The sequence below is a fragment of the Chryseobacterium culicis genome (assembly GCF_900108365.1).
Lineage (GTDB): Bacteria > Bacteroidota > Bacteroidia > Flavobacteriales > Weeksellaceae > Chryseobacterium > Chryseobacterium culicis.
On record NZ_FNWQ01000003.1, the window covers coordinates 313,481 to 339,157 of the forward strand.

At 39.7% G+C, this 25,677-nt stretch carries 19 protein-coding genes; 6 read left to right on the forward strand and 13 right to left on the reverse strand.

What is annotated here, in order from left to right; genetic code table 11:
- Positions 1-15: 15 nt before the first annotated feature.
- The 10 genes from BLW74_RS13130 to BLW74_RS13175 all read right to left on the reverse strand — a co-directional run bounded on the left by BLW74_RS13130 (position 16) and on the right by BLW74_RS13175 (position 17,901).
- On the reverse strand, positions 16-876 hold the full coding sequence (locus BLW74_RS13130) for an ROK family protein (protein ID WP_089692862.1): 861 nt from the start codon (positions 874-876) through the stop codon (positions 16-18).
- Between the two features lie 130 nt (positions 877-1,006).
- The gene (locus BLW74_RS13135; protein ID WP_089692863.1) at positions 1,007-3,415 is read right to left on the reverse strand and encodes an endo-beta-N-acetylglucosaminidase H; all 2,409 of its coding nucleotides are present in this window, start codon (positions 3,413-3,415) and stop codon (positions 1,007-1,009) included.
- A gap of 57 nt (positions 3,416-3,472) precedes the next feature.
- Positions 3,473-5,623 carry an endo-beta-N-acetylglucosaminidase H gene (locus BLW74_RS13140; RefSeq protein ID WP_089692864.1) on the reverse strand — a complete coding sequence of 717 codons (2,151 nt, stop codon included), beginning with the start codon at positions 5,621-5,623 and terminating at the stop codon, positions 3,473-3,475.
- Positions 5,624-5,734: 111 nt separating this feature from the next.
- Positions 5,735-7,162 carry a glycoside hydrolase family 125 protein gene (locus tag BLW74_RS13145; RefSeq protein ID WP_089692865.1) on the reverse strand — a complete coding sequence of 476 codons (1,428 nt, stop codon included), beginning with the start codon at positions 7,160-7,162 and terminating at the stop codon, positions 5,735-5,737.
- 33 nt (positions 7,163-7,195) lie between these two features.
- A complete protein-coding gene (locus BLW74_RS13150; RefSeq protein ID WP_089693576.1) occupies positions 7,196-9,427 on the reverse strand; it encodes a GH92 family glycosyl hydrolase in 2,232 nt (743 codons plus the stop codon).
- A 128-nt stretch (positions 9,428-9,555) separates the two neighbouring features.
- The gene (locus BLW74_RS13155; protein ID WP_089692866.1) at positions 9,556-10,527 is read right to left on the reverse strand and encodes a glycoside hydrolase family 130 protein; all 972 of its coding nucleotides are present in this window, start codon (positions 10,525-10,527) and stop codon (positions 9,556-9,558) included.
- Between the two features lie 31 nt (positions 10,528-10,558).
- The gene (locus BLW74_RS13160; RefSeq protein ID WP_089692867.1) at positions 10,559-11,860 is read right to left on the reverse strand and encodes an MFS transporter; all 1,302 of its coding nucleotides are present in this window, start codon (positions 11,858-11,860) and stop codon (positions 10,559-10,561) included.
- Positions 11,861-12,030: 170 nt separating this feature from the next.
- Positions 12,031-13,656 (reverse strand): SusD/RagB family nutrient-binding outer membrane lipoprotein, encoded by a 1,626-nt coding sequence (locus BLW74_RS13165; protein ID WP_089692868.1) that lies wholly within the window; start codon positions 13,654-13,656, stop codon positions 12,031-12,033.
- 17 nt (positions 13,657-13,673) lie between these two features.
- Positions 13,674-16,634 (reverse strand): SusC/RagA family TonB-linked outer membrane protein, encoded by a 2,961-nt coding sequence (locus BLW74_RS13170; protein WP_089692869.1) that lies wholly within the window; start codon positions 16,632-16,634, stop codon positions 13,674-13,676.
- 388 nt (positions 16,635-17,022) lie between these two features.
- Complete coding sequence (locus BLW74_RS13175; protein ID WP_089692870.1) at positions 17,023-17,901, reverse strand: AraC family transcriptional regulator; 879 nt, start codon at positions 17,899-17,901, stop codon at positions 17,023-17,025.
- A gap of 198 nt (positions 17,902-18,099) precedes the next feature.
- Between BLW74_RS13175 and BLW74_RS13180 the strand changes: the two genes are divergently transcribed.
- The 6 genes from BLW74_RS13180 to fabF all read left to right on the forward strand — a co-directional run bounded on the left by BLW74_RS13180 (position 18,100) and on the right by fabF (position 23,215).
- Positions 18,100-18,966, forward strand: a complete 867-nt coding sequence (locus tag BLW74_RS13180; protein ID WP_089692871.1) for a helix-turn-helix domain-containing protein — start codon at positions 18,100-18,102, stop codon at positions 18,964-18,966.
- An 89-nt stretch (positions 18,967-19,055) separates the two neighbouring features.
- Positions 19,056-19,475, forward strand: a complete 420-nt coding sequence (locus BLW74_RS13185) for an OsmC family protein (RefSeq protein ID WP_002982623.1) — start codon at positions 19,056-19,058, stop codon at positions 19,473-19,475.
- Between the two features lie 177 nt (positions 19,476-19,652).
- Positions 19,653-20,258: a TetR/AcrR family transcriptional regulator gene (locus tag BLW74_RS13190; protein ID WP_089692872.1), complete on the forward strand. Its 606-nt coding sequence runs from the start codon at positions 19,653-19,655 to the stop codon at positions 20,256-20,258.
- 10 nt (positions 20,259-20,268) lie between these two features.
- Positions 20,269-21,537, forward strand: a complete 1,269-nt coding sequence (locus tag BLW74_RS13195) for an acetyl-CoA C-acetyltransferase (protein ID WP_089692873.1) — start codon at positions 20,269-20,271, stop codon at positions 21,535-21,537.
- A gap of 8 nt (positions 21,538-21,545) precedes the next feature.
- Positions 21,546-21,971, forward strand: coding sequence for a PaaI family thioesterase (locus tag BLW74_RS13200; protein WP_089692874.1), 426 nt, complete (start codon positions 21,546-21,548; stop codon positions 21,969-21,971).
- A gap of 2 nt (positions 21,972-21,973) precedes the next feature.
- A complete protein-coding gene (gene fabF, locus BLW74_RS13205) occupies positions 21,974-23,215 on the forward strand; it encodes a beta-ketoacyl-ACP synthase II (RefSeq protein ID WP_089692875.1) in 1,242 nt (413 codons plus the stop codon).
- 158 nt (positions 23,216-23,373) lie between these two features.
- Here fabF and BLW74_RS13210 read toward each other — a convergent pair whose 3' ends face one another.
- The 3 genes from BLW74_RS13210 to BLW74_RS13220 are packed head-to-tail and all read right to left on the reverse strand — an operon-like array spanning position 23,374 to position 25,634.
- A complete protein-coding gene (locus BLW74_RS13210) occupies positions 23,374-23,853 on the reverse strand; it encodes a cupin domain-containing protein (protein WP_228424900.1) in 480 nt (159 codons plus the stop codon).
- Between the two features lie 21 nt (positions 23,854-23,874).
- Positions 23,875-24,294 carry a Dabb family protein gene (locus BLW74_RS13215; RefSeq protein WP_167358426.1) on the reverse strand — a complete coding sequence of 140 codons (420 nt, stop codon included), beginning with the start codon at positions 24,292-24,294 and terminating at the stop codon, positions 23,875-23,877.
- A gap of 11 nt (positions 24,295-24,305) precedes the next feature.
- Positions 24,306-25,634, reverse strand: coding sequence for a porin (locus BLW74_RS13220; protein ID WP_089692877.1), 1,329 nt, complete (start codon positions 25,632-25,634; stop codon positions 24,306-24,308).
- Positions 25,635-25,677 lie beyond the last annotated feature (43 nt).

Below are 25,677 nucleotides of genomic sequence, written 5' to 3' on the forward strand. Positions count from 1 at the left end.
CTTTTCGTTTGTTAATTATATAAGCTTTTTTAATGCATAGCCGGCAGCTCCAAGAATGGCTGCGTCTTCAAATATGGCCGAAATTTTAACCTGCAAGTTAATATTATTCTTTTTTAAATTCTGAACAAATTGTTGCTCGAAGTAAGGATACGCTTTGGCTATATTTCCTCCTATAACTAAAACTTCCGGTTTATAATGATCTACATAGGTAACGATAAATTCTGAGAAAGAATCTGCGTATTCATCAAATATTCTTGCCTGTATTTCTACGGGTTTATCAAGTAAGTCTTTGGTGCCTGATATTTCTTGCCCTGTCAGTTCTTTATAACGATTGACAAACCATCGGGTGGCCAGATAATCTTCACTGATGGAATCTCTGAAAGGAGAATTCCACAAATCTTCATCTGCCGCAAATTTTCCGTTGAAAAAGGTAGTTCCCAATCCTGTACCGAGAGTCACTCCAAAAGCACTGTTAAATCCCTGGGCACATCCTCCAAATACTTCCCCTTCCATGAAGGCGGCGGCATCATTTACAAAATGAATCTGCTCCCGGGAAATGTAAAGTCTTTTTGCCAGTTCGTCTTTAATATTAACCTCATAGAGATCTATAAATTTTCCCTGCTGCATAAGTGATATCCCATTTTCATAATCAAAAGGTCCGGGCATTGCAATACCAACTAAAAGACTGTCTTTTACAAGGCCATGAGCTGCTTTGTGAATCGCTGAAACCCAAGCGCTGAAAATCACTTCTTTGTTTTCGAAAGCATTTACATGTTCTCTTACATAAGTTGATGCGATGATTTCTCTTTTTTCCGGATCTACCTGAGCCAGCGTGATATGCGACCCTCCAATATCTATTCCTACTATATTCTGCATTATTTTTATTTTAAATTCAAGACATCCCTGTGACTGAAAAAACAGACAAACAGAAGTGAGCTCCTGTCTGTCTGCTTTGTACTTCAGACTTTATTTTATCGAATCCAGTAATTACTTCATTATCTGAATTTTACTTCACAATGATTTTACCGGTTGACAGCACTTTACTGTTGGCGGATGTAATCTTGTAAATATAAGTACCACTGATTAAATCCTGTGTATTCACTGCGTTATTATTTTGATTAATATTCTGTTTTTTGAACAATTTTCCGGACGCATCATACAGTGCCACTTCATTGGCGGAACTGTCTGTAATAACAAAATGAATGTCATTTCCTCGTTTTACCGGATTAGGATAAACTGTGCTGTTCTCTTTTACCGATTCAATATCTTTTACCGCAAGAGAAGACGCACAGGCAACATCTGTTCTCCAGTTGGCATCGGTCATGCTTACCAATGTTGCAAAATGGGTATTGGCCGTAGCATCCAATGCTCCTAAACCGCTTCCTTCATCCATTTTCCAGTTAGCTTCAAGACCCGCTGAGTTAGCTGGAACATTGCAGCTGTTGCTTAAGATTTCCTGCGGGGTCAGTGCTCTTTTCCAAACTCTGAATTCATCAAGGAAACCGTTAATTGTTCTGGAATTGTCATAGTTTCTTCCCAGATAAAGCGTTCCGTTTGCTGTAAAATTACCTGTTACCGCGAAGGTGGCATCGAGGTTACCATTCACATAAATTTTCATTGCCGCACCATCGTAAGTGGCAGCGATATGGTACCATGTATTGGTATTGAATGCTGTACTGGTGTTCAGTTTCACCTGTGAAGAGCCGAAGCTCAATATAAACTGCAGTTTGTTATTCGCCAGGTTTCCGTCTCCGAATCTGAGCATTGCGGAGTTATTATCACCTACTTCCACTCCTAAGACAGAGGAAATATAAGGAAAAGCAGTTTTAAATGAGTTTACTTTTACCCATCCTTCAAAGCTCACTGCATTTCCGCTTAAATTAAATGTTCCTGCATTAAGATAGTTCGTACTTCCGTTGAAAGCAAGTGATCTTGCCCCAGGACTCGTAACGGGCGCAAAGCCACTGTTGAATGTTCCTTCTGCCGAATAGGGACTTGTAGTTCCTCCGGCACATGAAGCCTGTACTTTCCATACATAGTTTGTATTGGCTGTCAGATTCTGTAATGAATAGGAATTGGTTGTAATATTAGGAATTTCTGACCAGGTTGTGGCTGCTGCAGTTTTATACTGCAGTGTATATGAAGCGGCGTTTCCTGCATCCCAGGATAACTGAGCCGTATTGCCAAGGAAACTTCCGGAAGTTAATCCTGAAGGTGTAGTGCAACCGCTTCCGGAGTTGAACCTTGGTGCGAAAATATAAGTACTTGTTAATGTTGCTGAGCAATTAGACTGTATTCTCCAATCATACTCTGTATTGAGGGTAAGATTATTGATAACAATATTGTTTCCTGAATAATTGCTGGCCACATTGGTCCAAACCGTTGAATTGGCAGGCTTGTAGTCAATATTATAAGACTGGGAGGCATTGGAAGTCCAGTTCAGTTTTGCTGAAGTACCTGTCACATTGGAAACATCAAGTCCCAATGGCGGATCGCAGGTTTGTCCCTGAGACCATGAGTACAGCTGACCGCTTAGTAGTGTATTTTCATTATAGAGAATATTAGATCCTGTACTCAAATAGCTGGCTACGTTGGTTCCGGGCAGATCATACCACATAAACACACCGTACTGATCGTTCTTTGTGCTGGTTGCTAAGTTTGCCAGTGTGGCGGCAGACGTTGAGCTTGGATTCGAGTTTTGAATCCAAGTTGCGGCGGCAGAAATTTTGGTTTTATCAAGAGGCGGAACAACAGGAGCATTGTATGTACTGTACATTGCATTCCAGGTATAATTAATATAGTTTCCTGCCAGATCTCCGTTGTAGGTTTGTCTTGTGGTAGCAGGTCCGTAATAATAGAATGTAATGAGCTTATCCGGCATTGCTGCTTTCAATTCCTGCAAAAGCATGACAAAAGAGCTGTTGTTGGGCTGTCCTGTTCCATTATTTCCGTAGCCCGCATACTCGTCGTCAAGATCCACTCCATCCAGGCCGTAGGTGTAAACAGTATGAGCAACCTGTAACGCAAAATCTTTTGCAGCTTCCCTGTTTGGAAAATTAGAAATTCCGGCTCCCTGGTGGTTTCCAAGAAGGTCAAGCAATACTTTTATTCCTTTTTGCTGTAAAGGTTTTACGTAGGTATTAACGTCATTCAGAACTTTGGTAACGTTATTATTGTTTGAAATATAAGCTCTGTTTTTAGAGACATCATAATTGATGTTAGCTGCAAAAATAATAGCAACGTCGAAAAGCTGCTTATTGGAATTCTGCAAAGTATAAGATCCCGCATTCAGCATATTATTGTTGTTCACTTCCACATAACAGACTCCCAAAGGATTAAGCTGCTGGGCTTTAAGCAGCGGGGCCGACTGAAGCATCAGGGCCATCAGAGGAATAAAAAAGGATTTTTTTCTCATAGTATATCAATTTTGTAGTAGAAAAGTCATTGGGCCGAAGCCCAATGACTGAGGTTATTATTTTACAATTAGTTTTTCGGATTGTTTTAAGCTTCCATCATGAGATTCAAACTGAATAATATAGTTCCCTGAAGGGATTCTGTTCAATTCGTATTGATTGTCTCCTGAATTCAGTGATCTTGTATCTACAATTCTTCCGTTAAGATCATAAACCGTTAATTTTCCTTTGCTGTATTCTTCAGGAACAGAAACTGTAAGTGGTGAAGATTTGCTTGTCGGATTAGGATATAATTTTACTTGATTTTTAATGTTTGTCTCTCCTCCATTTATCGCTTTTTGGCTTGCTGCCGTTCTAGCTGCTGAACTTCCGGTGGTACATGGCACATCTGTCCCCCAGTTGGAAGCATCAACTCCTGTTAACGTTAAAGTCACACCATTTCCTGAAGTATCCTGAACTGTAGAACCGCTGCCTTCATTAAACTTCCAATAAGCAGCCAATGATGTAGCCGGAACAGATACGTTACACATATTCTGGCTTATTTCCGTCTGACTTAATGCACGTTTCCAAACCCTTACCTCATCTATTTTCCCGTTAAAGTTTCTTGAAGTATTATACAGATATCCTACATTAAATGTGCCGGTTGAGTTTACGCTTCCGGTTTGTGCTTTGGTGGCGTCCAGAATACCATTGATGTAAATCTTCATATTGGATCCATCATAGGTAGCTGCTACGTGATACCAGGTATTGGCGTTTAAAGCCGTTGCAGATGCCAGTTTTTGCTGTACATTGTTAATGCTCACCACAAACTGAAGCTTATTGTTAGCAAGTCCGGCATCACCCAATCGTAAGAATGCGGAATTACTGTCGCTTACTTCTGTTCCCATGATAGAAGAAATATAAGGAGATGCTGATTTGAATGACGAAGGCTTAATCCAACCTTCAAAAGACAAAGCAGAACCACTTAGATTCATGTTTCCGGCAGCTCCTGATTCTGTGCTTCCATCCAGAGATAATGCATAAGAACCTGTAGGGGTGGTTCCTGACGCACTTTTAAATCTTGGAGCAAACATATAGGCACTTTTCACGCTGCAGTTGGTTCTGATTCTCCAGTCGTATTCGGTATTGGCTGTTAATCCGGAAATGGTTACCGAAGTGGAACTGGTTGCAGACACTGCATTCGTCCAGGTTGTAGAAGATGCCGGTTTGTAATCTACATCATAAGTATTATTTCCTACGGCTGACCAGTTTAGTTTTGCACTTGTTCCTGTAAGGTTGCTTGTGTACAATCCGATAGGTGCATCACAATTGGTTCCTTGTGTCCAGGACTGTAAAGTACCGCTTAAAACAGTAGGCTCTCCATACAGCGTCTGGGTTCCTGCGGAAAGTTGTGCTGTTTCATTGGTTCCATGCAAATCATACCACATGAATACTCCGTATCCGCCGTTTTTAGTTTGAGTGGCGAGGCTGGTGGTGGTAGAATTGGACGTATTCCCCATCCATACGGCCGCAGGAGAGATTTGTGCTTTGGTAAGTGGTGGTACATTAGGGGCAGAGAATGTTCCGTACATGGCATTCCAGCTGTAATTGACATTGTCTCCTACTCTGGCTCCGTTCCAGGAAAGTCTTGAAGCGGCAGGTCCGTAATAATAGAATGAAATAATTTTATTCGGCAATAAGGCTCTGAGCTCCTGAACAAGCATGACAAAAGAGCTGTCATTAGGCTGCCCTGTTCCGTTATTTCCATATTCGGAGTATTCATCATCAAAATCAATTCCATCAAGACCGTAGGTATTCACTGTATTGGCAAGCTGTAATGCAAAGTCTTTTGCGGCTTCGCGGGTAGGAAAATTACAGATTCCAGCCCCCTGGTGATTCCCCAGAATAGTCAGGACTACTTTCATGCCTTTTTGCTGAAGCGGCTTTATGTAGGTATCCGCATTGGTAAGAACTTTGGTAACGTTATTATTGGAATACAGATAAGCCCTGCCACGGCTGGTATCATAATTAATATTGGCCGCAAAAATGTTTACCACATTAAACAGGTAGCTGTTCGATGTCTGCAGTTTGTACGCTCCTGCGTTCAGAAGGTTGTTGTTATTCACTTCCACATAGCATATTCCTGTAGGATTAAGCTGTTGTGCGTTAATCAGAGAACCGGCCTGAAGCATCATGGCAATCAGTGCGGTAAAGATGGATTTTTTTTTCATTGTATAATTTTTTTAAGGTGTTTTTGGTGTCTGAATTTTATATAGCATTCCCCTGAATCCTTCTTTTCCGGGAAGGAATCTCAAATGAATAAACCATATAAAAAGGGCGGGCTATGTCAGTAGCTCTGGGTTTTCGTTAAAGGTTTTCCATAACAATTCGCCAAAGAGGGTATTTGCCCAGGCAAACCATTCTCTGGTGAACTTTTTGTCATTGTCTTTATGAAAGGATTCATGCATAAAGCCTGTTCCTCCGTGCGTTTTCTGAAGAGTATCGATGCACCATTTAATCTCACTTTTGTCTTGGGTAGTGAGTGCCTTCATAATGATACTCATTGGCCAGATCATATCCAATCCGATATGAGGACCTCCAATTCCTTCTGCCAGTTTGCCTTTGAAAAAAAACGGGTTATTTTCTGACCACACAAATTTTCTGGTATTCAAATACACAGGGTCATCAGCTTTCACCGCATCCAGATAAGGTAATCCTAACAAACTTGGACAGTTCGCGTCATCCATCAGGTTGTAGCTTCCGAAGCCATTTACTTCAAAAGCATAGATTTTTCCAAATTCAGGATGATTGTAAATTCCGTATTTTTTGATGGCTGTCTCTACCTCATCAGCAAGGCTGTTCAGTTGTTGAGCCAATGTTTTTTCATTTTTAATCTGAGCAACCATTTCGGCGGCCTGACGTAAGCTTACCACAGCAAATAAGTTGGAAGGGATCAGGAATCCATAGATGGTAGCATCATCACTTGGACGGAACATAGAGCTGATCAGCCCCACAGGTTTTGTGGGATAACCATATCCTCCCATCGGAACTCCATCGGTAGCCCAAGCTGTAGTACGCTCGAATTTGTACGGTCCGAGATCATGCTTTCTCTGCTGTTCTGTAAAGGTCTGCAGGGTAAGTTTAATTCCTCTCAGCCAGTTGGCATCGAAAGGTTTTGTATCTCCTGTTGTTTTCCAGAAGTGGTAGGCCAGACGGATAGGATAGCAAAGGGAATCTATTTCCCACTTTCTTTCGTGGGTGCCCGGTTTCATATCGGTGTGGTCATACTCTTTCCACTTACTGATCTTCTGATCATCATTATAGAAAGCATTGGCATAAGGATCTTTCAGGATGAAAGTGGTCTGCTTATGAATAACTCCTGAGATCAGCTTATGCAGTTTTTCATCTTTTTTAGAGAACTGCAGATAAGGGAAAACCTGTGCAGAACTGTCACGAAGCCACATAGCATCAATATCCCCGGTGATCACATAGGTATCTGGTCTTCCGCCGGTTTCTGTATAGTAAACAGTAGTATCCAATGTATTGGGGAAGCAGTTTTCAAAAAGCCAGCTCAGCTCTTTGTTTTTTACTTTCTTTTTAAACGCTGCAATAGCACTTTCTACGGATTCGCTGGTAAAATGTCTTTTATCTTTAGGAACACGGACAACAGGAAAATCGTCCAGCACTAGATTTTTGGCAAAAACATTTTGAGTAAACAGCAATCCGGCTCCTGCCAGTGCACTTGTTTTAATAAAATTTCTCCTTTCCATTGATACTTTTATTTCGTTTATTTTTATCAGTCTTTATTTTACAGGCTTGCTCCCCATGACGAATTTCAATTCGCCACCGTTCATAATATCACTGTGGTTCAGCTCCCAGCTTTTGTATTCTTTTCCGTTCAGGAACATTTTCTGAACGTAGATATTCTTCTCAGATATTTTGTCTGCTATCACCGTAAATGTTTTCCCATTTTCAAGCTTTAAAGAAGCTTTCGGGAATTGTGGCGCTCCGATGGCATAAACAGGTTTCCCCGGTGTTACAGGATAGAATCCTAATGATGAGAAGATATACCACGCTGACATCTGACCGCAGTCTTCATTATTGACAATTCCGTCCGGTTTTGCTGCGTACATATTGTCACGGATATATTTTACCATTTTCTGAGTCTTGTAAGGGCTTCCTGCATAATTGTACAGATAGGGAACATGATGCCCAGGTTCATCCCCGAATCCTAAAGATCCGATGAATCCTGAAATATCAACGTGCTGTTCTCCTTCCATATGAAGCGCTTCTGTAAAGGTTTTATCCAGTTTTTCTTCAAATCCTTTTTTCCCTCCATACAGATTCATCATTTCGTCAATCTGATGCGGAACAAAGAAATCATAGGCCCAGATATTTCCGGACACCCAGTGGGGCTGAAGTTTTTTCCAGTCGTTAAGCTTGAAATCTGCTAAGAATTTCCCGTCTTTCTGTCTTGGCCAGAAGTGATTATTTTCTTTATTGAAGGTATTCAGGAAGTTCATAGAACGTTTTTTATAGACTTCCGATTCTTCTTTTTTTCCTAATTTTTCTGCCAGCTGCTGAATACACCAGTCATCATATGCATATTCTAAAGTTGCAGAAACAGAAGCTCCGTTTTCTGATGGAGTATAGCCTAATTTTATATAGTCGTTAAGGCCTCCGCCACCATCACTGCTGCTCATTTTGTCTGTTAAAGAAGCATCTTTCATCGCAGCAAATGCTTTTTCAGCATCAATACCCGGAACTCCTTTTGAAATAGCATCCCAGATTACCGAGGCACTGTGATACCCCAGCATACAGAAATTATCATATCCGCAAAGCTCCCAGATCGGCATGTGATCTTTACGATCTGTATATCTGCTGATCAGAGAATTCGCAAATTCTTTTGTATGTTTCTGATCCATAATGGTCAATAGCGGATGCGTCGCTCTGAATCCGTCCCAGTAAGAATAAGTACTATAGTTGGTAAACCATTTTGTATTCATATTTTCCTGAGCGGCAACATAGTCTCCATTCACGTCCATGTATAAATTGGGTGCAATGAAGGTATGGTAAACTCCGGTATAGAAAATTTTTCTCTGGCTGTCTGTTCCTCCTGTTACCTGGAATCTGCCGATCAGATCTCTCCAGGTTTTTTGTGCGGTTTCTTTTGCTTTCGCAAAGTCTATATTTTTTGCTTCTGTATCAAAATTTTCCTGTGCATTTTCTGTGCTTACCGGAGACAATGATACTTTTACTTCAATACTTTCCTGATCTTCTGTGGAGAATCTCACAAAAGCTTTAGCATCTTTGGCAAGGGCAATTTTTTCATCATTTTTGATTTTTCCGTCAGCATAAACACCGTAAGACTTAAACGGTTTGGAAAACTCCATTACGAAGTAAGCAAACCGTTTACCTCCCCAGCCATTGCTGTAGCAGTACCCTTTGATGGTATTATTGCCTTCCACACTCACTAAAGTATGGTAGATGTTTCCGAAGATTTTATTGGTAGGATCAATGATGATATTGGCTTCACTACTTTTCGGGAAAGTATATTTATGAAAACCTACTCTTGGGGAAGCAGTAAGCTCTGCTTTAATTCCGTAGCTGTCCAGCATGACAGAATAATATCCCGGAGACGCAACTTCTTTATCATGTGTAAATTTTGAGCGGTAACCTGTTTCAGGATTTTCTTCAGATCCCGGGACCATTTTCACTTGTCCTACGGTAGGCATTACCAGAATATCTCCAAGGTCTGCCCATCCTGTTCCACTCAGGTGGTTATGACTGAATCCCATGATTGTCTTGCTGCTGTAGTGGTATCCGGAACACCAGTCCCAGTCGCCGCTTTTTGTATTCTGATCCGGACTCAGCTGTATCATTCCGAATGGCGTGGTTGCCCCCGGAAATGTATGGCCGTGACCTCCCGTGCCTATGAAAGGATCTACCCAGGATAAAACATCGTTTTTATTTTGTTGGGCACTGGCTACAGAAATCAGGGTGGTAAAAAAGCAGATTAACAGTTCTTTTTTCATGATAAGAGAGGTATCGGAGATTGTTTTGTTTAAAAGTTGGTTTAAAAATAGGAAAACCATTATAAAATTCCCAGCAAAAGGGAAAATTAAGATGATTAACCTATTCTCCTAAACTTTATATTACTGTATTAGATTGAGTTCTTTTTCATAAAATCAATAATTTCTGAAATATATCCAAAGGCAATTGCAACTACGGTATCAGCAGCACCATAATATACTGTTACTTTGTCTCCCTCGGTTAATGCTGCGCAAGGGAAGACCACATTCGGTACATCACCTGTCAGCTCGTACAATTCAGCCGGAGCCAGCAGATAGGGTTTCGTTCTGTACAATACTTTTGTAGGATCTTCAAGATCAAGCAAAGCTGCTCCCATTGAATATCTGAATCCTCTGCAGGTATTGATCACTCCATGATAGAAAAGCAGCCATCCTTCTTCCGTTTTGATCGGAACCGGCCCTCCTCCTATTTTTGTACACTGCCATGCACTGTCCTCGAAAGGAGTTACTTTCATCACGCAGCGGTGCTCTCCCCAGTATTTCATATCAGGGCTGTAGCTGATGTAAATATCACCGAAAGGTGTATGTCCGTTATCACTTGGACGGCTCAACATGGCGTATTTACCGTTGATTTTTTCAGGGAACAAAACTCCGTTTCTATTGAATGGAAGAAAGGCATTTTCGCACTGAAAAAATTCTTTAAAATCAAAAGTATACCCAATTCCGATGGTAGGGCCATTGTAACCGTTGCACCATGTGATCCAGTAGCGGTCTTCAATAAAAGTAACGCGCGGGTCATATTTGTAATCGGATTCAATCATGTCTGTATTTCCTGCCTGCATTTCGATAGGCTCATGATTGATGTCCCAATTGATTCCGTCCTTACTGAAGCCGGCAAAAATATTCATCTGTACGGCCTTGTTATCACAACGGAACACCCCTGCAAAGCCATCCTCAAACGGGATTACCGCACTGTTGAATATACTGTTGGATGTTGGTATCGCATATCTGTTAATGATCGGGTTTTCGGAAAACCTCCACATAATATCATTGCAACCTTCCGGGCGATCCTGCCAGGGGATCATTACTGATTGAGCTGTCATAAAGTATTTTTTACTTTTTATTTTTTAATTATTATGAATTGATTTGTTGTTCTTTCTGATTTTCAGGGTAAGGGAAAGGAACGAATACAGTGGCCAAAAATGCAGGAATGGTAGCAATCAGTACCCAGATAAAGAACATTTTGTACCCGATCCAGTCACTGATCATTCCGCTGAACATTCCGGGAATCATTACACCAAGATTCATGATTCCTGTTGCAAATGCGTAATGAGCTGTTTTGTGTTTTCCGGGCGCAATCTGCTGCATCATGTAAAGCATTAACCCCACAAAGCCAAATCCGTAGCCGAAATATTCTACTACTACGGCAATTCCTACCGGTAAAAGGTCTGCCGGCTGGTAATACGCCAGTAATGCATATACTACAAACGGAATATTAAATGCACAGCACAGCCATATCAAAGATTTCTTCAGTCCGCGGGCTGAGATAAAATATCCTGCCAATACTGAACCAAGGATAAATGCTGCAGAACCGTATGTTCCGTAAATAAGTCCGATATCCGAAGTGGATAATCCTAATCCTCCTGATGTTCTTGGAGCTTTAAAAAACAAAGGCGCAATCTTGATGGCAAATCCTTCCGCAAAACGGTAAAGAATAATGAAAAGTATACACCACAGAATTTTCTTTTTGGTGAAGAAAGAGGTAATCACTTCCAACAATTCCTTACGAACATTTCCTGCCGTTTTTTGATCTTTCGGTTCTTCTTTGTTTTCTTTTGGAAGAATGAAGTAGTGGTAAACAGCCAATACAAAAAACAGTAATGCATAGATCACCATAATGATCATCCAGGCATGGGTAACGCCTTTTGTCTTTTCTAAAACACCTGCGAAATAAACGAGTGCCCCGCTGCTTATAATCTTTGCCAGATTGTAAAAAGCCCCCTGCCAACCAATATATTTTGCCTGTTCTCTATTGGTAAGAAAACCAATATACGTTCCGTCTGCTACCACATCATGGGTAGCTCCGCAAAATGCCACTACTGCAAAAAGAGCAATACTGTATTTGAAAAAATCATGCATTGGCAGACTTAAGGCTACTAATGCGAACAGAATCCCTATGGCAAACTGGGTAAAAAGAACAAAGAATTTTTTGGTTTTATAGATCTCCAGGAATGGGCTCCATAGTGGTTTTAACGTCCAGGAGAACAGGATAAGAGCTGTCCAGAATGTAATCTGTGCATCCGAAACACCCATATCTTTATACATGATTCCTGAAACCGCATTAATGGTTACAAAGGGAACACCCATTGCAAAATATAATGTGGAAATCCAAAAAATTGGCTGGATTCTGCGGGTTCCGGAGTTGTCTTTTCCCATATTTTAAAATAAGATTCTGATAAAAGAGAACATCTCAAAAATTCATTCAGGCTAAAAAACGAAACTATAAATTTTTTGGAGATTCTACTCTATTCTCCTGCCTTAATGAATGTATCAAATAAAATCTGATCTTGAGATGCCTCTTTATTAATGAGTGATTCTGATTATTTTTATTTTTTATCCCACCACAGCTTAGTACCTCCGGTATCTGGACCGTTAAGCATCTGTGCAGCCTGTTGGTAGTTATATAATGACGTTTTAGTATCAATAGTGAAAGGAATTCTTCTGATCATGGCGTCTGTACTGATGGCTCCGCCGCTGTCATTTTTTCTTACTTTGAAAAGAATCGGGTAACCTGTTCTTCTCTGCTCAGCCCATGCCTCTGGTCCGTTTGGATAAAGGGAAAGCCATTTTTGTGTAATGATTCTTTCTAACTTTCTTTCGTTGGTGTCGCCGTTATTCCATGCAATGGTGATGGTACTAAGCTGAGGATTTCCCAAAGCAATGTTATTGTCTGCATTTTTCGGATCCACGTAAGGTGCTTCTGTAGAGGTATTATCAGCGAGATAAGCTGCAACATTGGCACTTTTCCCCCATTCTCCGAAAGACTGCTGAACTCCGGTCGTATAATTAGTCTGAATATCACCAGCTCCTGCATATCCTCTTAGAGCAGCTTCTGCCTTTAGGAACCATGTTTCTGCGGCTGTGAATAATTTCATTTTACCATCAGTTCCTGAGAAATAATCTCCATTGGCCGATTTTGCCTGTGGCTGAGAGAATCCTCCGTATGTTGATTTTCCATTTAATAAATCAATTCCCTGACGTATTCCTATGTATTTCCCCTGAAGAGTTGGATCAGATGCCGGAATAGCATAAGCAGGAAGTCTTGGGTCGTTATATCCGTTCATGTAAGCCATCAAAGGTGCGCCTATTAAACAGTCTCCCCATGAATAGATGATAAAGCTTAATTCTGACTGCCCCACACTGATCAACGCATTATCTGCATTATCAGTGATCAATCCAGCAGATGAAGCCAATGCCTCTTCCGCATATTGCTTTGATTTTGCAGGGTCTGCATAGCTCATTCTCATGGCTAACCTCAGCTTTAATGAATTGGCAAATTTTGCCCACTGAGCCATATTTCCGCCGTAAACCAAATCAGCATTTTTCAGAGAAGATCTATCTTCTACATTCTTTGTGGCCGGCATGGCAATCACTTTCTGTAAATCTGCAATAGCCGCAGTAAGATCAGCGATAAAATAATTATAGGCATCCTGCTGAGAGTCGAAATCTGTCACTCCGTTAGGGTTTGGGGTTTCATACTTACTGTACACTACAGGGCCGTGGCTGTCTGAAACTCTTGCTGCAGTAATCACCTTCAGGATTTTCTTTACCGCAAAAGTTCCTGTGAAATCTACTCCCTGATAGTTATTTTTAGCCGCATTATCAATGATGATTGAATAGTTGAAGATATCCTGCTGTCTGGCAATAATTCTATTGTTCCACCCATCCATCATAGAGTACGTAAGATTGTTTACCCCTCCGTTGAATGGCGTTGCCGTACTGAACATTCCGCTGTACATATCTGCACTCAGGTTAGGATACAACTGATAATCCGACTGCAATCCTCTCTGGATAGATTTCATGGGGTTTACAACAGCAATAAAATCTGCGTAAAAGTTTTCAGGGCCTCCCAGCTTTTCCTGATTATATTGATCAAAGTCATTGGTACATCCTGATGCGGAAAACAGCACTGCGGCTCCGAATACCAATGTTTTAATAGTTTTGATTTTCATTTTCGTAATTGTAAAAGTTAGAAGTTCGCTTTTAATGATAATCCGATAGATCTGGTAACCGGCAGACCGAAAGAGTCTACTCCCACTCCACCAGGTGTATTTCCTGATACCTGCTCAGGATCGAACGGTGCCTTTTTATAGAAGAAGAACAGGTTGGTACCTACTAAACTTACCGTTGCGTTTTTCAGATATTTTGAATCCACAGCAAAGGTATAAGAAACAGATGCCTGACGCAGACGTACTGTGGTAGCGCTGTACAGATAAGCTTCATCTACTCCTTTTCCGTATCCTTCTGTAGTTCCTACGCCTTTATAATAATCCTTTGCATTGGTTAAACCTGTATAAGCCTGTCCTGCATTAGGAGTTCCCGGCGCATATACTGCATTTGGAATGGCTACACCACCAGCATCTCTTGCATCAGCAGTAGCCTGGCTTACCCCATACAGATCATTTGCTTTTTCTGTAAGAGAAAGAACTTTTCCACCGAATTTACCGTCAATAAGGAAAGAAATTCCCAGTTTACCGATATTGAATGCGTTATTAAATCCAAGGATAAACTTAGGATTCGGGTTTCCTAAATAAGAAGGTGTATTTTCAGCTAAAGGAACTCCCTTTTCATTTACTAAAATGCGTCCCTGATCATCTCTTTTGAATTTAATTCCATAAAGATCTCCAAAAGAACCTCCAAGCTTAAGTCTGGTGTAATCTCCACCTCCTGTTAATGAGAAAAGCTGATCTTCCGGAATACTAAGGCTTGGCGGGAATAATTCAACGATTCTGTTTTTGTTAGCTGAAGCATTCAGTGTAGTGGTCCACCCGAACTTTTCTGAATCAAAGATTTTATAAGAAAGAGAGGATTCAAAACCTGTATTTCTGATTTTTCCTGCATTGAGGTAGTAGGATCCAGGTGCCAAACCTCCTAAGTTTGAGAACACAGTTGTTTCCAGTAACTGGTTACTTGTATTTGAGTTATAGTAAGTGATATCAAAGTTTAGCTTGTTATTTAACAACCTCAATTCTGTACCTGCTTCGAATGTTTTATTCAATTCCGGCCTTGGAAGTAATGCTTCAAAGCCCGCTCCTGTAGCGAAAGAACTCTTAGGATATACAATGGTTCCTGCATCTACTCCATAGGTGTATCCTTTGTTGTATTCAAGCATGGCATTGGAAATATTGGTAGGCAGTCCCAATCCCACTGTTGCGTAAGACCCTCTTACTTTCCAGAAATTAATTACTTCCGGAAGTTTGAAGATAGAAGATAATATAGCGTTTGCTCCTACAGATTCATAATCAAATCCTGTTCTTCCTGTTAATGCTAACGTTGAATCCCAGTCATTTCTGAAGGTCATATCGATATAGAACATATTCTTATACCCTACTGAAGCACTTGCAAATACAGACTGCACCTGCTTTTTCATATTGGTATAGGTATTGTGATATCCGTCTCCTGGCGACCTGTTGATATTCCACTGAAGGTTGTTCATGGTGAAAAGATTCGGATTGGCCAGATAAGCGTTATCAATCTGTCCTATTTTGTTTCTTGTGGTATTGATACTTCCTCCTACAGTAAAATCTAATGAGATGGTCTCACTTATTTTAGGACTACCAATTAATAAAACATCTCCATAAGTAGAAGTGTTTTCATAGGTATTTTTAAGCATTCTGCCATTTGTACCGTTTGCCAGTAAGCTTGGTGCAGAGAAAGCAGCAATATCACGCTGGCTGTCTGAAATATTCCAGCTGTAATTTCCTCTCACCCTCGCTGTTAACCAATTATTGATCTGGTAAGACAGGGAAAGTGCTCCGTATGTATTTTTGTTGCTGACTGTAACCGGATTTCTGTTTAAGATCCAATAAGGGTTCTGGGTTACCGGATTTCCTTTAAAACTTCCGTCCGGATTTACTTCCCACCAGTTTTGAGCCGGCAAAAATCTTGTTTTATCCAAATAAGAGTAATTATTTTCTCCGTATTGGTCAAAATCTACCCCTCTAGGCAGCCAGTACAAACTCGTCAAAGGAGAAAAAGAAGCTCCCGGAGTCTGTCTGTTTTTACTTTCCTGTAATGATCCTATGAAGTTCGCGTCTAATGTCAGTTTATCATCCAAAAATTTACTTGAATTTCTGAAAGACACATTGTACTGATCAAAATAAGACATAGGAACAATTCCTTTATTGGTAGTATTTCCGATAGAGAAATAACTGGTTGATCTCTCGTTTCCTGACTGGAAAGAAAGACTGTTTACCCAAGTTGTACCATTTTGCAGAAAATCTTTAAGATAATCTTTAGAAGATCCTTTTGCTCCCCAGCTGTCTACAGATTGCCCGGGCTGCGATCCTGCTACAGACGGATCATAAGACAAGTAGCTGTGCTGCAGTTTTGGAAGACTGTAGGCTCTGTCTACCGTAAGGCTGGAACTGTAAGTAATTGAACTTTTCCCTGCGCGTCCTTTTCTGGTGGTAATCAAAATAGCTCCGTTACCTCCGGCAGAACCGTACAGTGCAGAAGCAGAAGCCCCTTTCAGGAAGTTAATACTTTCAATATCGTCCGGGTTGATGGAGCTCAGCACATCCCCAGGGTCCGGCATATTGGAATACTGCCCGATATCTGCAGATTTTCCTGTACCATTGATGATAGGAATTCCATCAATTACATAAAGCGGCTGTGTATTATTTACAGACTTATTCCCTCTCATGATCACCCTTACGGAGCTTCCTACACCATTGGTTCTGTTGATCTGTACGTTGGAAACTTTTCCGTTGATCGAATTTAATAGATTGGGAGTTTTCACTTCTGTAAGCTCATCTCCGCCAATTTGCTGACTGGAGTACGTCAAAGAGCGGGCCTGCCTTTTTATCCCCAAAGAGGTGACTACGACCTCTTCAATACTGGTTGTCTTCGTAGTGTCGGCTGCTTTTTTCTCCTGTGCATTCGCAGTAAGTGAAAAAACAAACAGAACAGGTATAACTGCTTTTCTCATAAGGTTAGATTCGTTAGATTTAATTGAGAATCAATGACATTACTTTATTTTTCAATACAAAAAAAATTATTGTTTTTTCAGCAAAAATTTACCGTTTATGTATTAAATTATTTAAAGTTTTGTTAAGATTTAATTCACATTCACAAATCTAAATTTTGTAACCAGTCCGATATAATACTATTTTATCATAAAACGATATTATTTTTTCAGCCTTTTTATTTAAATGCAATTAAGACCCTAAATATCAATAAAATACAGCATCTCAAAATCACTCATAAAAATAGGATTTATCATGGTTTTTTAACAAAATAAAACCAGATATCACTTACCCGGTTTCTCTCATTATTTTCAACTTATTACGCAGAAAAAAGTAAATTTTATAAGAATTTTATTCAATTTTTTTCACGCCTTTAAACTGCTCTCTAAATTCTGTGGGAGTTGTCTTTTTGATGGATTTGAATACCTTATTGAAGTTGGCAATATTATTAAATCCGGCTTCAAAAGCGATCTCAAAAACCGTAAGATTTTTTTCCATCAGCCAGCGTGCGGCATAGCTGATTCTTATTTCATTCAGGTAATTAATAAATGTTTTTCCTGTTCTCTTTTTGATAAATCTGTTGAATGTCACATTGCTCATATTCACCAGAGAAGCTACGTTATCCAGCGTAATTTTATTTTCAAAATTTTTATGAACAAAATCGTGTATAATTTTCATTTTATCATTATCGGCAAAAGTTTCGAGCTCAATACTATAGGAAGATAAAAGTGTTTTATCTTCAGCGATGGCCAGTTCGTTAAGAATTTTCATTATTTCTATGAAAGATTCAAAGCTGTTCATTTTTGAAAGATTCAGAAACGAATCTTTTAGTTTCTCAGCCGTTTCAGCAGAAAAAAGAATCCCTCTGATAGAGTCTCTCATCAGATTACTGATAGGCTTCAGAATATTTTTTCCCATTAGGGACTGGTGAAAGAAATCCTGATTGAACTGTATGGTGATCTCGTGTGTTTTTCTGTTTTTGCATCTGTAATTGGCCCAGCAGTGCGGTAAATTGGGGCCCACCAAGACCAGCTCTATATTGCCGATTTCGCCGGTGTGGTCTCCTATCATTCTGCGATATCCTTTACCTTTATAGATAAAATTGATTTCAATTTCCGGATGATAATGATATGGAAAATCAAATGAAGCTTTGATCCTGTCGAATACAAGAAAACTGTCTTCAGGAGATAATGGCGTTATTTCTCTCAGAATATTTTCTAATTCACTCATACGGACAGTTATGAAATAAGGTTAATAATATTAGGTACAATACAAATCTTTGTAAAAATGATAAAATAATATCAATGTAGAAATATATTTTTTTATTTATTTCATTCCAATCCCGAGGGCAGACATCAGAATGAAGGTTTCAATAATTTAATAAGGCTTCAATCATGCTTTTTTGTATCTTTAAGCTAAAGTTAAAGTATGCCGCAACCGCTTATTTTTGAAGATCACTATAAAAGACTGGGTCTGGAGGTATTTTCAGAGGAAAATCTGGAAAATTTCAATGAAAATGATTTCAGCTCTGATATTAAAGTATTTTTTATTCCTCCAGGATATGAACTTACGGTAGACTTTAAGTATTATAAAATCATAAACCCCTCACTTTTCTTCCTTACCAACCAGCATTTTGACATCAAAAAAGCAAAAGATGACGCTATTCTGCTTTTTTACAACCGTGATTTTTACTGCATTCAGATTCATGATAAGGAAGTGGCATGCGACGGGCTTCTTTTTCATAATGTATTTGAAATTCCTTTTGTAGAGCTTGATGATTCAGAAACCATTCTTATAAAACAACTTTTCCAAAATATAAAAGATGAACTTGAATGGAAAGATTCTTCAGCTGAAGAAATGATCAGAACCTATGTAAAACAGATCATCATCCGTGCTACCAGAAAGTGGAAGAAACAGAATATAGACCATGAAACTCTCAGAATACCAGGCAGTGAACTTGATGTTTTCCGGGATTTCAGCAGACATCTGGAAATTCATTTCAGAAAAAAACATAATGTTTCCGAATACGCAGAACTGCTTCATATGGCCCCGAAAACTTTAACCCATAAATTTAAAAACTTAAAGCTGGATTCTCCCAATCAGTTGATCATTAACAGAATTTTACTGGAAGCAAAAAGATTACTCTTTTATACCGATAAACCCGTAAAGGAAATTGCCTACGATCTCGGCTATGAAGATCCTGCTTATTTTAACCGTCTTTTCACCCAAAAAACGGGAAGCACTCCTTCAAATTTCAAAAAAAATTACATCACGGGAAAAAAGTACAATATTTAAGTCTTTTTATCTATTGAATACTCCTAACCACAGTCATACCTTTGTAACATCAAAATCAAACAACAATACTAAATACAAAAACAAACATTATGAGACGTAACGCAACAGCCGTTTGGAACGGTACCATTAAAGAAGGAAAAGGACATTTAACTACTCAAAGCACAACTTTAAACCAGACTCAGTATTCTTTTAACAGCCGTTTTGCGGATGGTGTAGGAACAAACCCTGAAGAATTACTGGCGGCAGCACATGCAGGATGCTTTACTATGAAGCTTGATGCAGAATTGTCGCAGGCAGGCTACAATCCTGAAGAGTTAAAAACAACTTCTGTCATCACTCTGGATCCTAACATCGGAAAGATTACCAAATCTGAACTAACACTTACCGCTAAAGTTCCGGGAATTTCAGAAGAAGAATTCCAGAAATTTGCCAAAATTGCCGAAGAAGGATGTCCCGTAAGCGCTGCATTCAACTTTGAAATTACATTGAATGCTACTTTGGAAAATTAATTCCCTGTATTATTCAACATCAATAGAAACGGGCTTTAGCCCGTTTTTTATTGAGAAAAAACGACTGATGGCTTCAGCCAACATACAAATGCTCCCTCTATCTACAGGATAAATTTTCCAATAAAATATACCGAATGGTATATTTTTGTATATTTGTATCGTATTTAACTATTTACAATGTCGAAGGCAGAAAAAACAAAACAGCATATCATAGAGAAAACAGCAACCCTTTTCAATACGAAAGGTTATATTTCCACGTCACTGTCCGACATTACCCAGGTAACCGGACTCACGAAAGGAAGCATCTATGGAAATTTTGAGAATAAGGACGAAGTAGCCATTGAGGTCTATAAATACAATGCCGGCATACTGAGCAAAACCCTCAGCCGTTCCTTTGGTGATGAATTTCCCACTTCACTGGATAAACTTCGTGCTTTTGTAGATTTCTACAGGAAAAACTGGCAGTTTGTTTTTGCAAACGGCGGATGTCCGCTTATGAATGCCGCAACAGAAGCGGATGATTCTTTTCCTGCTTTAAAGACTCACGTAAAACAGTCCTTCGAAAAGTGGATGATGAAAATATCAGATACCATTGCAGAAGGACAAAGTAAAAGTGAAATTGACGAAAAAATCAATGCTCAACAATATGCATCGCTGTTTATAATGCTTATTGAAGGTGGTATTCTGCTTTCAAAAACAATGGGAGATCAAAGTTATCTCAACCATGCTTTAGATAAGGTAAGCCAGATGATTAATCATGAACTCAATATTCTTCCATCATAAATAATACCCTATGGAAACAAAAAAAGTGGCTATTGTAGGATATAACAGAATTCCTTTTGCCAGAATGAATACCGCTTATTCAGAGCAGGGTAATCAGGACCTCCTGCTTGCTTCTCTGAACGGATTGATAGACCGTTATCACCTTAAGGGAAAGCGCTTGGGGGAAGTTGCAGGAGGTGCCGTCATCAAGCATATTTCAGAAAGTAACCTCATCAGAGAAACAGTAATGAATACTACTCTCGACCCTGCAACCCCAGCTTGTGATCTTCAGCAGGCATGTGATACAGGGATTGAAGCAGCTATTTATATCGGAAATAAAATTGCCTTGGGACAGATAGATGCGGGAATCGCATGCGGAGTGGAAGCTATGAGCAATATTCCGTTTGAATCCTCGCCAAGATTAAGAAAAGCCTTGCTAAAGGCCAATAAAGAAAAATCTGCTTTCGGCAAATTAAAACAACTGTTAAGCCCGAAACTGAAGGACTGGATGCCTGTTCCATATAAAGGACAGGAACCCAAAACAGGTCTTGTAATGGGTGAGCACACAGAAATTACTGCTAAATATTATAAGATTTCCAGACAAGAACAGGATGAACTGGCTTTACAAAGTCATCAGAATATGGCAAAAGCGTACGATGAAGGATTTTTTGATGATATGATTACACCAGCCTTTGGCTTAAATAAAGATAATAACCTGAGACGTGACAGCAGTATTGAAAAGCTTTCACAGTTAAAACCTGCTTTTGATAAGCAAAACGGTACCTTAACCGCCGGGAATTCCACACCATTTACAGATGGCGCGTCAGCTGTTTTGCTGGCGAGTGAAGAATGGGCGAAAGCCAATAACCTTCCTATTTTGGCCTATATCAGTTTTTCAGAGCTGGCAGGAATAGAATATGTGGAAAATAAACAGGATCTGCTTCTTGCGCCGATTTTCGCTGCAGAAAGAATGCTTAAAAAGGCAGGAATGAATCTTTCTGATTTTGATTATTATGAAATTCACGAAGCATTTGCTGCGCAGGTGTTAGCCACTCTAAAAATCTGGGAAAATGATGAGCTTGCCCAAAAATTCGGGTTGGAGAAAGCCCTGGGAAAAATAGACAGAAGTAAACTGAACGTAAAAGGAGGAAGCCTTGCGGCGGCCCACCCATTTGCAGCAACAGGCGGCAGAATTATTGCAACACTGGCCAAATTACTTCATGAAAAAGGCAGCGGAAAAGGCTTTATATCCATCTGTGCAGCCCGCGGACAGGGAGTAACCATGATTTTAGAAAAATAAAAACAAGTATGGACAGATTAACACAATTAAAACAATTCATCGGAAAAGAATTTGATCAGTCACCATCTCCTTTTATGAAATGGCTTAATCCTATTGTTCTTTCCGTAGAAGAAGGACAGCTGGAATTTCAGTATACCATAAGACCGGAATGGCTGAACCCGATCGGGAATTTACACGGTGGAGTTACCGCTGCCATTATAGACGATATCATTGGCGCCACGATGTTTTCTTTAAATGAAAATTCTTTCATTACTACTATAAATAATGTCATCGATTATTTTTCAACTGCAAAAGAAAATGATAATATTGTAGCCGAAACTAAAATCATTAAAAGGGGAAAGCAGTTTGTAAACGCACAGTGCGAAATATGGAACGCAGATAAAACCCGCTTAATAGCGAGGGGAGCCTCGAATTTATTCAAAATCAATAACTAAGTATGAAAAGAGTTGTCATTACAGGTCTTGGCGCAGTGACGCCCTTGGGAAATAATGTCGAAGAATTTTGGCAAAACAGCATCAATGGATTGAGTGGAGCAAATAAAATCACTCATTTTGACACAGAAAAGTTTAAAGTACATTTTGCGTGTGAGGTTAAAAACTTTGATCCAAAAGCGCATTTAACACACAACGAAATTAAAAGAAGTGATTTATTTTCACAATATGCCATGTACTCCACAGCGGAGGCGTTGAAAGATTCAGGACTCGAACTGGAAAATATGGATCCATTTGACATTGGTGTTATCTGGGGAACAGGGCAAGGCGGAATGTGGACTTTCGAAAGTGAAGTCATGAATTTCGCAGCAGGCGACGGAACACCAAGATTCAATCCTTTCTTTGTACCGAAATTTATTGCCAATATGGCTTCGGGAATGATTTCGATGAAATATGGTCTTCAGGGAATCAATTACACCACTGTTTCTGCATGTGCAACAGGAAATACCGCATTGATGGATGCCTTCAACTATATCCGCCTCGGAAAAGCGAAAGTAATCGTAAGCGGTGGTTCTGAAGCTGCTATTTCTCCGGCATCCATCGGAGGATTTTCTATTATGAAGGCAATGTCTACAAGAAATGATGATTTTGCCACAGCCAGCCGTCCTTATGATGCAGAAAGAGATGGTTTTGTAATGGGTGAAGGCTCCGGAACCTTAATTCTGGAAGAATATGAGCACGCTAAAGCAAGAGGAGCAAAAATCTATGCAGAATTGGCGGGTGCTGCGATGACAGCCGATGCTTATCACATGACGGCGCCTCATCCCGACGGAGTGGGAGCCATCAAAGCAATGCAGCTGGCCCTTAACGAAGCACAAATTAATGTAGATGATATTGATTATATTAATCCTCACGCCACCTCTACTCCGCTGGGAGATCTGGTGGAGCTGAACGGAATTAATAAATTATTTAAAGGAAGCAAAAATCTTGATATCAGTGCTACAAAATCCATGACAGGCCACTTGTTGGGAGCCGCAGGAGCTGTAGAAGCTATACTTTCCATTAAAGCAATTCAAAACGGAATTATTCCACCAACCATTAATCTTCATCATATTGATGAGAATATCCCGAAAGATATTAATATTGTCTTTGGAGAAGCAAAAGAAAAAAATATTACTTCTGCTTTAAGTAATGCTTTTGGGTTTGGAGGACACAATGCTACTTTAATATTCAAGAAGTTCAGCTGATTAAAAATTTTAGAAATAATTAAAAAAATCCCTGTCAGAAAATCATGCAGGGATTTTTTTCACAGTACCCATTTGTAACTCCAAAAGCAGCCAGAACTGACTGCTTCAAAACATAACGGGTTTATATATTCTCCTGAAAAAGAGAGATATTGCAAAAACTACTGGCCATCCGGGATAAAAAAGTCATCTGCATTTTCAGCAATAGGAATATAAAGTCTCTCCCACTCTTTGCTTTTCACCATATCCCAGCTGTGACCGGTTCCTTTCAGATCTTCAGCCAAGAGAACAACTCCCGGTTTAATCATAAAAGTAGAACCGTCTGTTACTTTAAATCTTATATTTCCTTTGATGGTAATCACATATTGCCTTCTTGGAGCAGGGTGTGCATTTTTTTCCCACTCTTCGGTCTTATTGCTCATCCAGAAGGTGGTGGTATTCATGTGCTTCAAAGTAGGAATTTTTCCTTTTTCAAAACTGCATGACCCATCAGTATTATTGATTAGTCTGATGGCAGGAATGAACTCTGTGGAGGCTTCCGCAGTTACACTCACGTGGTTGTGCTTTTTATGTTGTGCATTCATAAATCCTACAGTACTTACTACTAAAACAAGGCTTAAGCCCTTCATGATGTTTTTCATTATAAATTTAATTTTTTATTTTTAATTATACGCGGTATCGTAAACCAGCATTCTGTCAAAAAATGGTTTATATTTCTCTACCAAAGCCAGATGTTCAGGAAGTTTCCCATATGCTTCAAGCTCTTCCAGACTATCGAATTCCATAGAAGCATTATAGGTAAATGTATTGTCTAAAACACTTCTGGGACTGGAGGCAGCAGGTTTTCCGTAACGGAGATTCTTTTGGTAAGGAAGCTTTTTAAGACCTTCAAAAAAATTTTCAAATTCTTTTACTTCAAGCTCAGACAGGTCATCTCTAAGCCAGAACAACAAATAATGGAAGTACATTTTTTTCTTTTTTATAGGGTTAAAAATGGGTAAAGCAGATGCAAGCATATTTCCCGAAACCAGCAGCAGGGCAGAAGCCTGAACTGAGCGGAATAAAAATTTTCTTCTTTCCATGGCCATCTATTTTAATTAAAATCTATTCTGTATTTAAGGACAAACTGCCATTTTCTATCGGAAATTACGGCATTGTTTGAGGGATCATTAGTATACACCGGTCTGTTCTGGGCGTCAAAGGTTAAGCGTGATGACATTCCGTTCATCAGCAGGGAAATTCCGGCATCATAGATCACTGCATTGTCATGAAGTCCTTTCAGATCCGACAGCTGCATTCCTACAGCAGGCTGCAGCTGCAGATTTTTCTTTTCTTTATTCAGGTACGGAAGCGTTCCTCCCAATTGCACATAGTAGGTATTCCCGGTTCCGATAACAGGCATTGCATTTCCTGCTCCATTCAAACTGGCCTGGGTAACATCTACGGAAGTTGCAGGATTGTTGGTTCCCACATAACGGATGTAATTAGGCCCGTAGTCGTTATGCATGGCCATTCCGTACGCACTTATGGATGTTCCTTTTTCTTTGTTGAGAGGGGCATCATAAAACAGGTCTACAGCAAAACTTTTCATGTCATCATTCACTGTATTTTTACCGGCATCCAGATGCCATAATGCATTGTGTATATAATCAAACCCTGCTCCCAGGCTCAGGACGTTCTTCTTACCTACGTAAGTTCCGGCATTAAAGGGAGTGGAAATATTTTCCTTATCCAAAAAAGCATATCTGAAATATCCTGAGAAATCTTTACCCGGCGAATTTTTGCTGAAGGAAGCCACATTCAGCTTCGGATCTGATGTTGCCATCGTATAAGGATCAGCCACCACCAGACGATAATCTAATCTTCCCAGCTGTCCTTTAATATAGGCACTCAGTTCCCGGACCGTATAATCTGTAGTGCCGGCATTGGATGTTGCATAAGCCGGCAGATCATATAAAAGTGTATTCAAAGGGCCTGTGGTAAACCTTGAAAGCCCCCGCCATGTAGAGCGACCTGCACCAACAGCAATTTTATCATTAAAAGCATATTCTGCATAAGCATCCAAAAGATCAAAATAATTGCTTCCTTTGGCATTCACATTTACATTGGTAGTTCCTCCCTGTAATACAAACATTAGCTTTTCTGTAGGTTTATAAGTCATTTTTACACGAACCCTTCGCAGTGAAAGATCAGACAGATCAGATTTTGCTTCATTATTAACAAGACTTCCGGGATTCAGCTGTGTGTATCTGGCCCACAATTCTGCGTATCCGCTAAAGGAAATATATCGTGAATGTTCATCATTGAAGTAATGGGTCAATCCTGGGTTATTAAAATCATTTTTTTTCTGAGCGTCTAATTTTCCCATAAGTCCCACAAGGGAAAACATAGCAATTCCGATTTTGAAAGAGGTAATCTTCATATTTTTCTGTTCTATCTTTTTGTTGATTTCAACGGGACAAAAT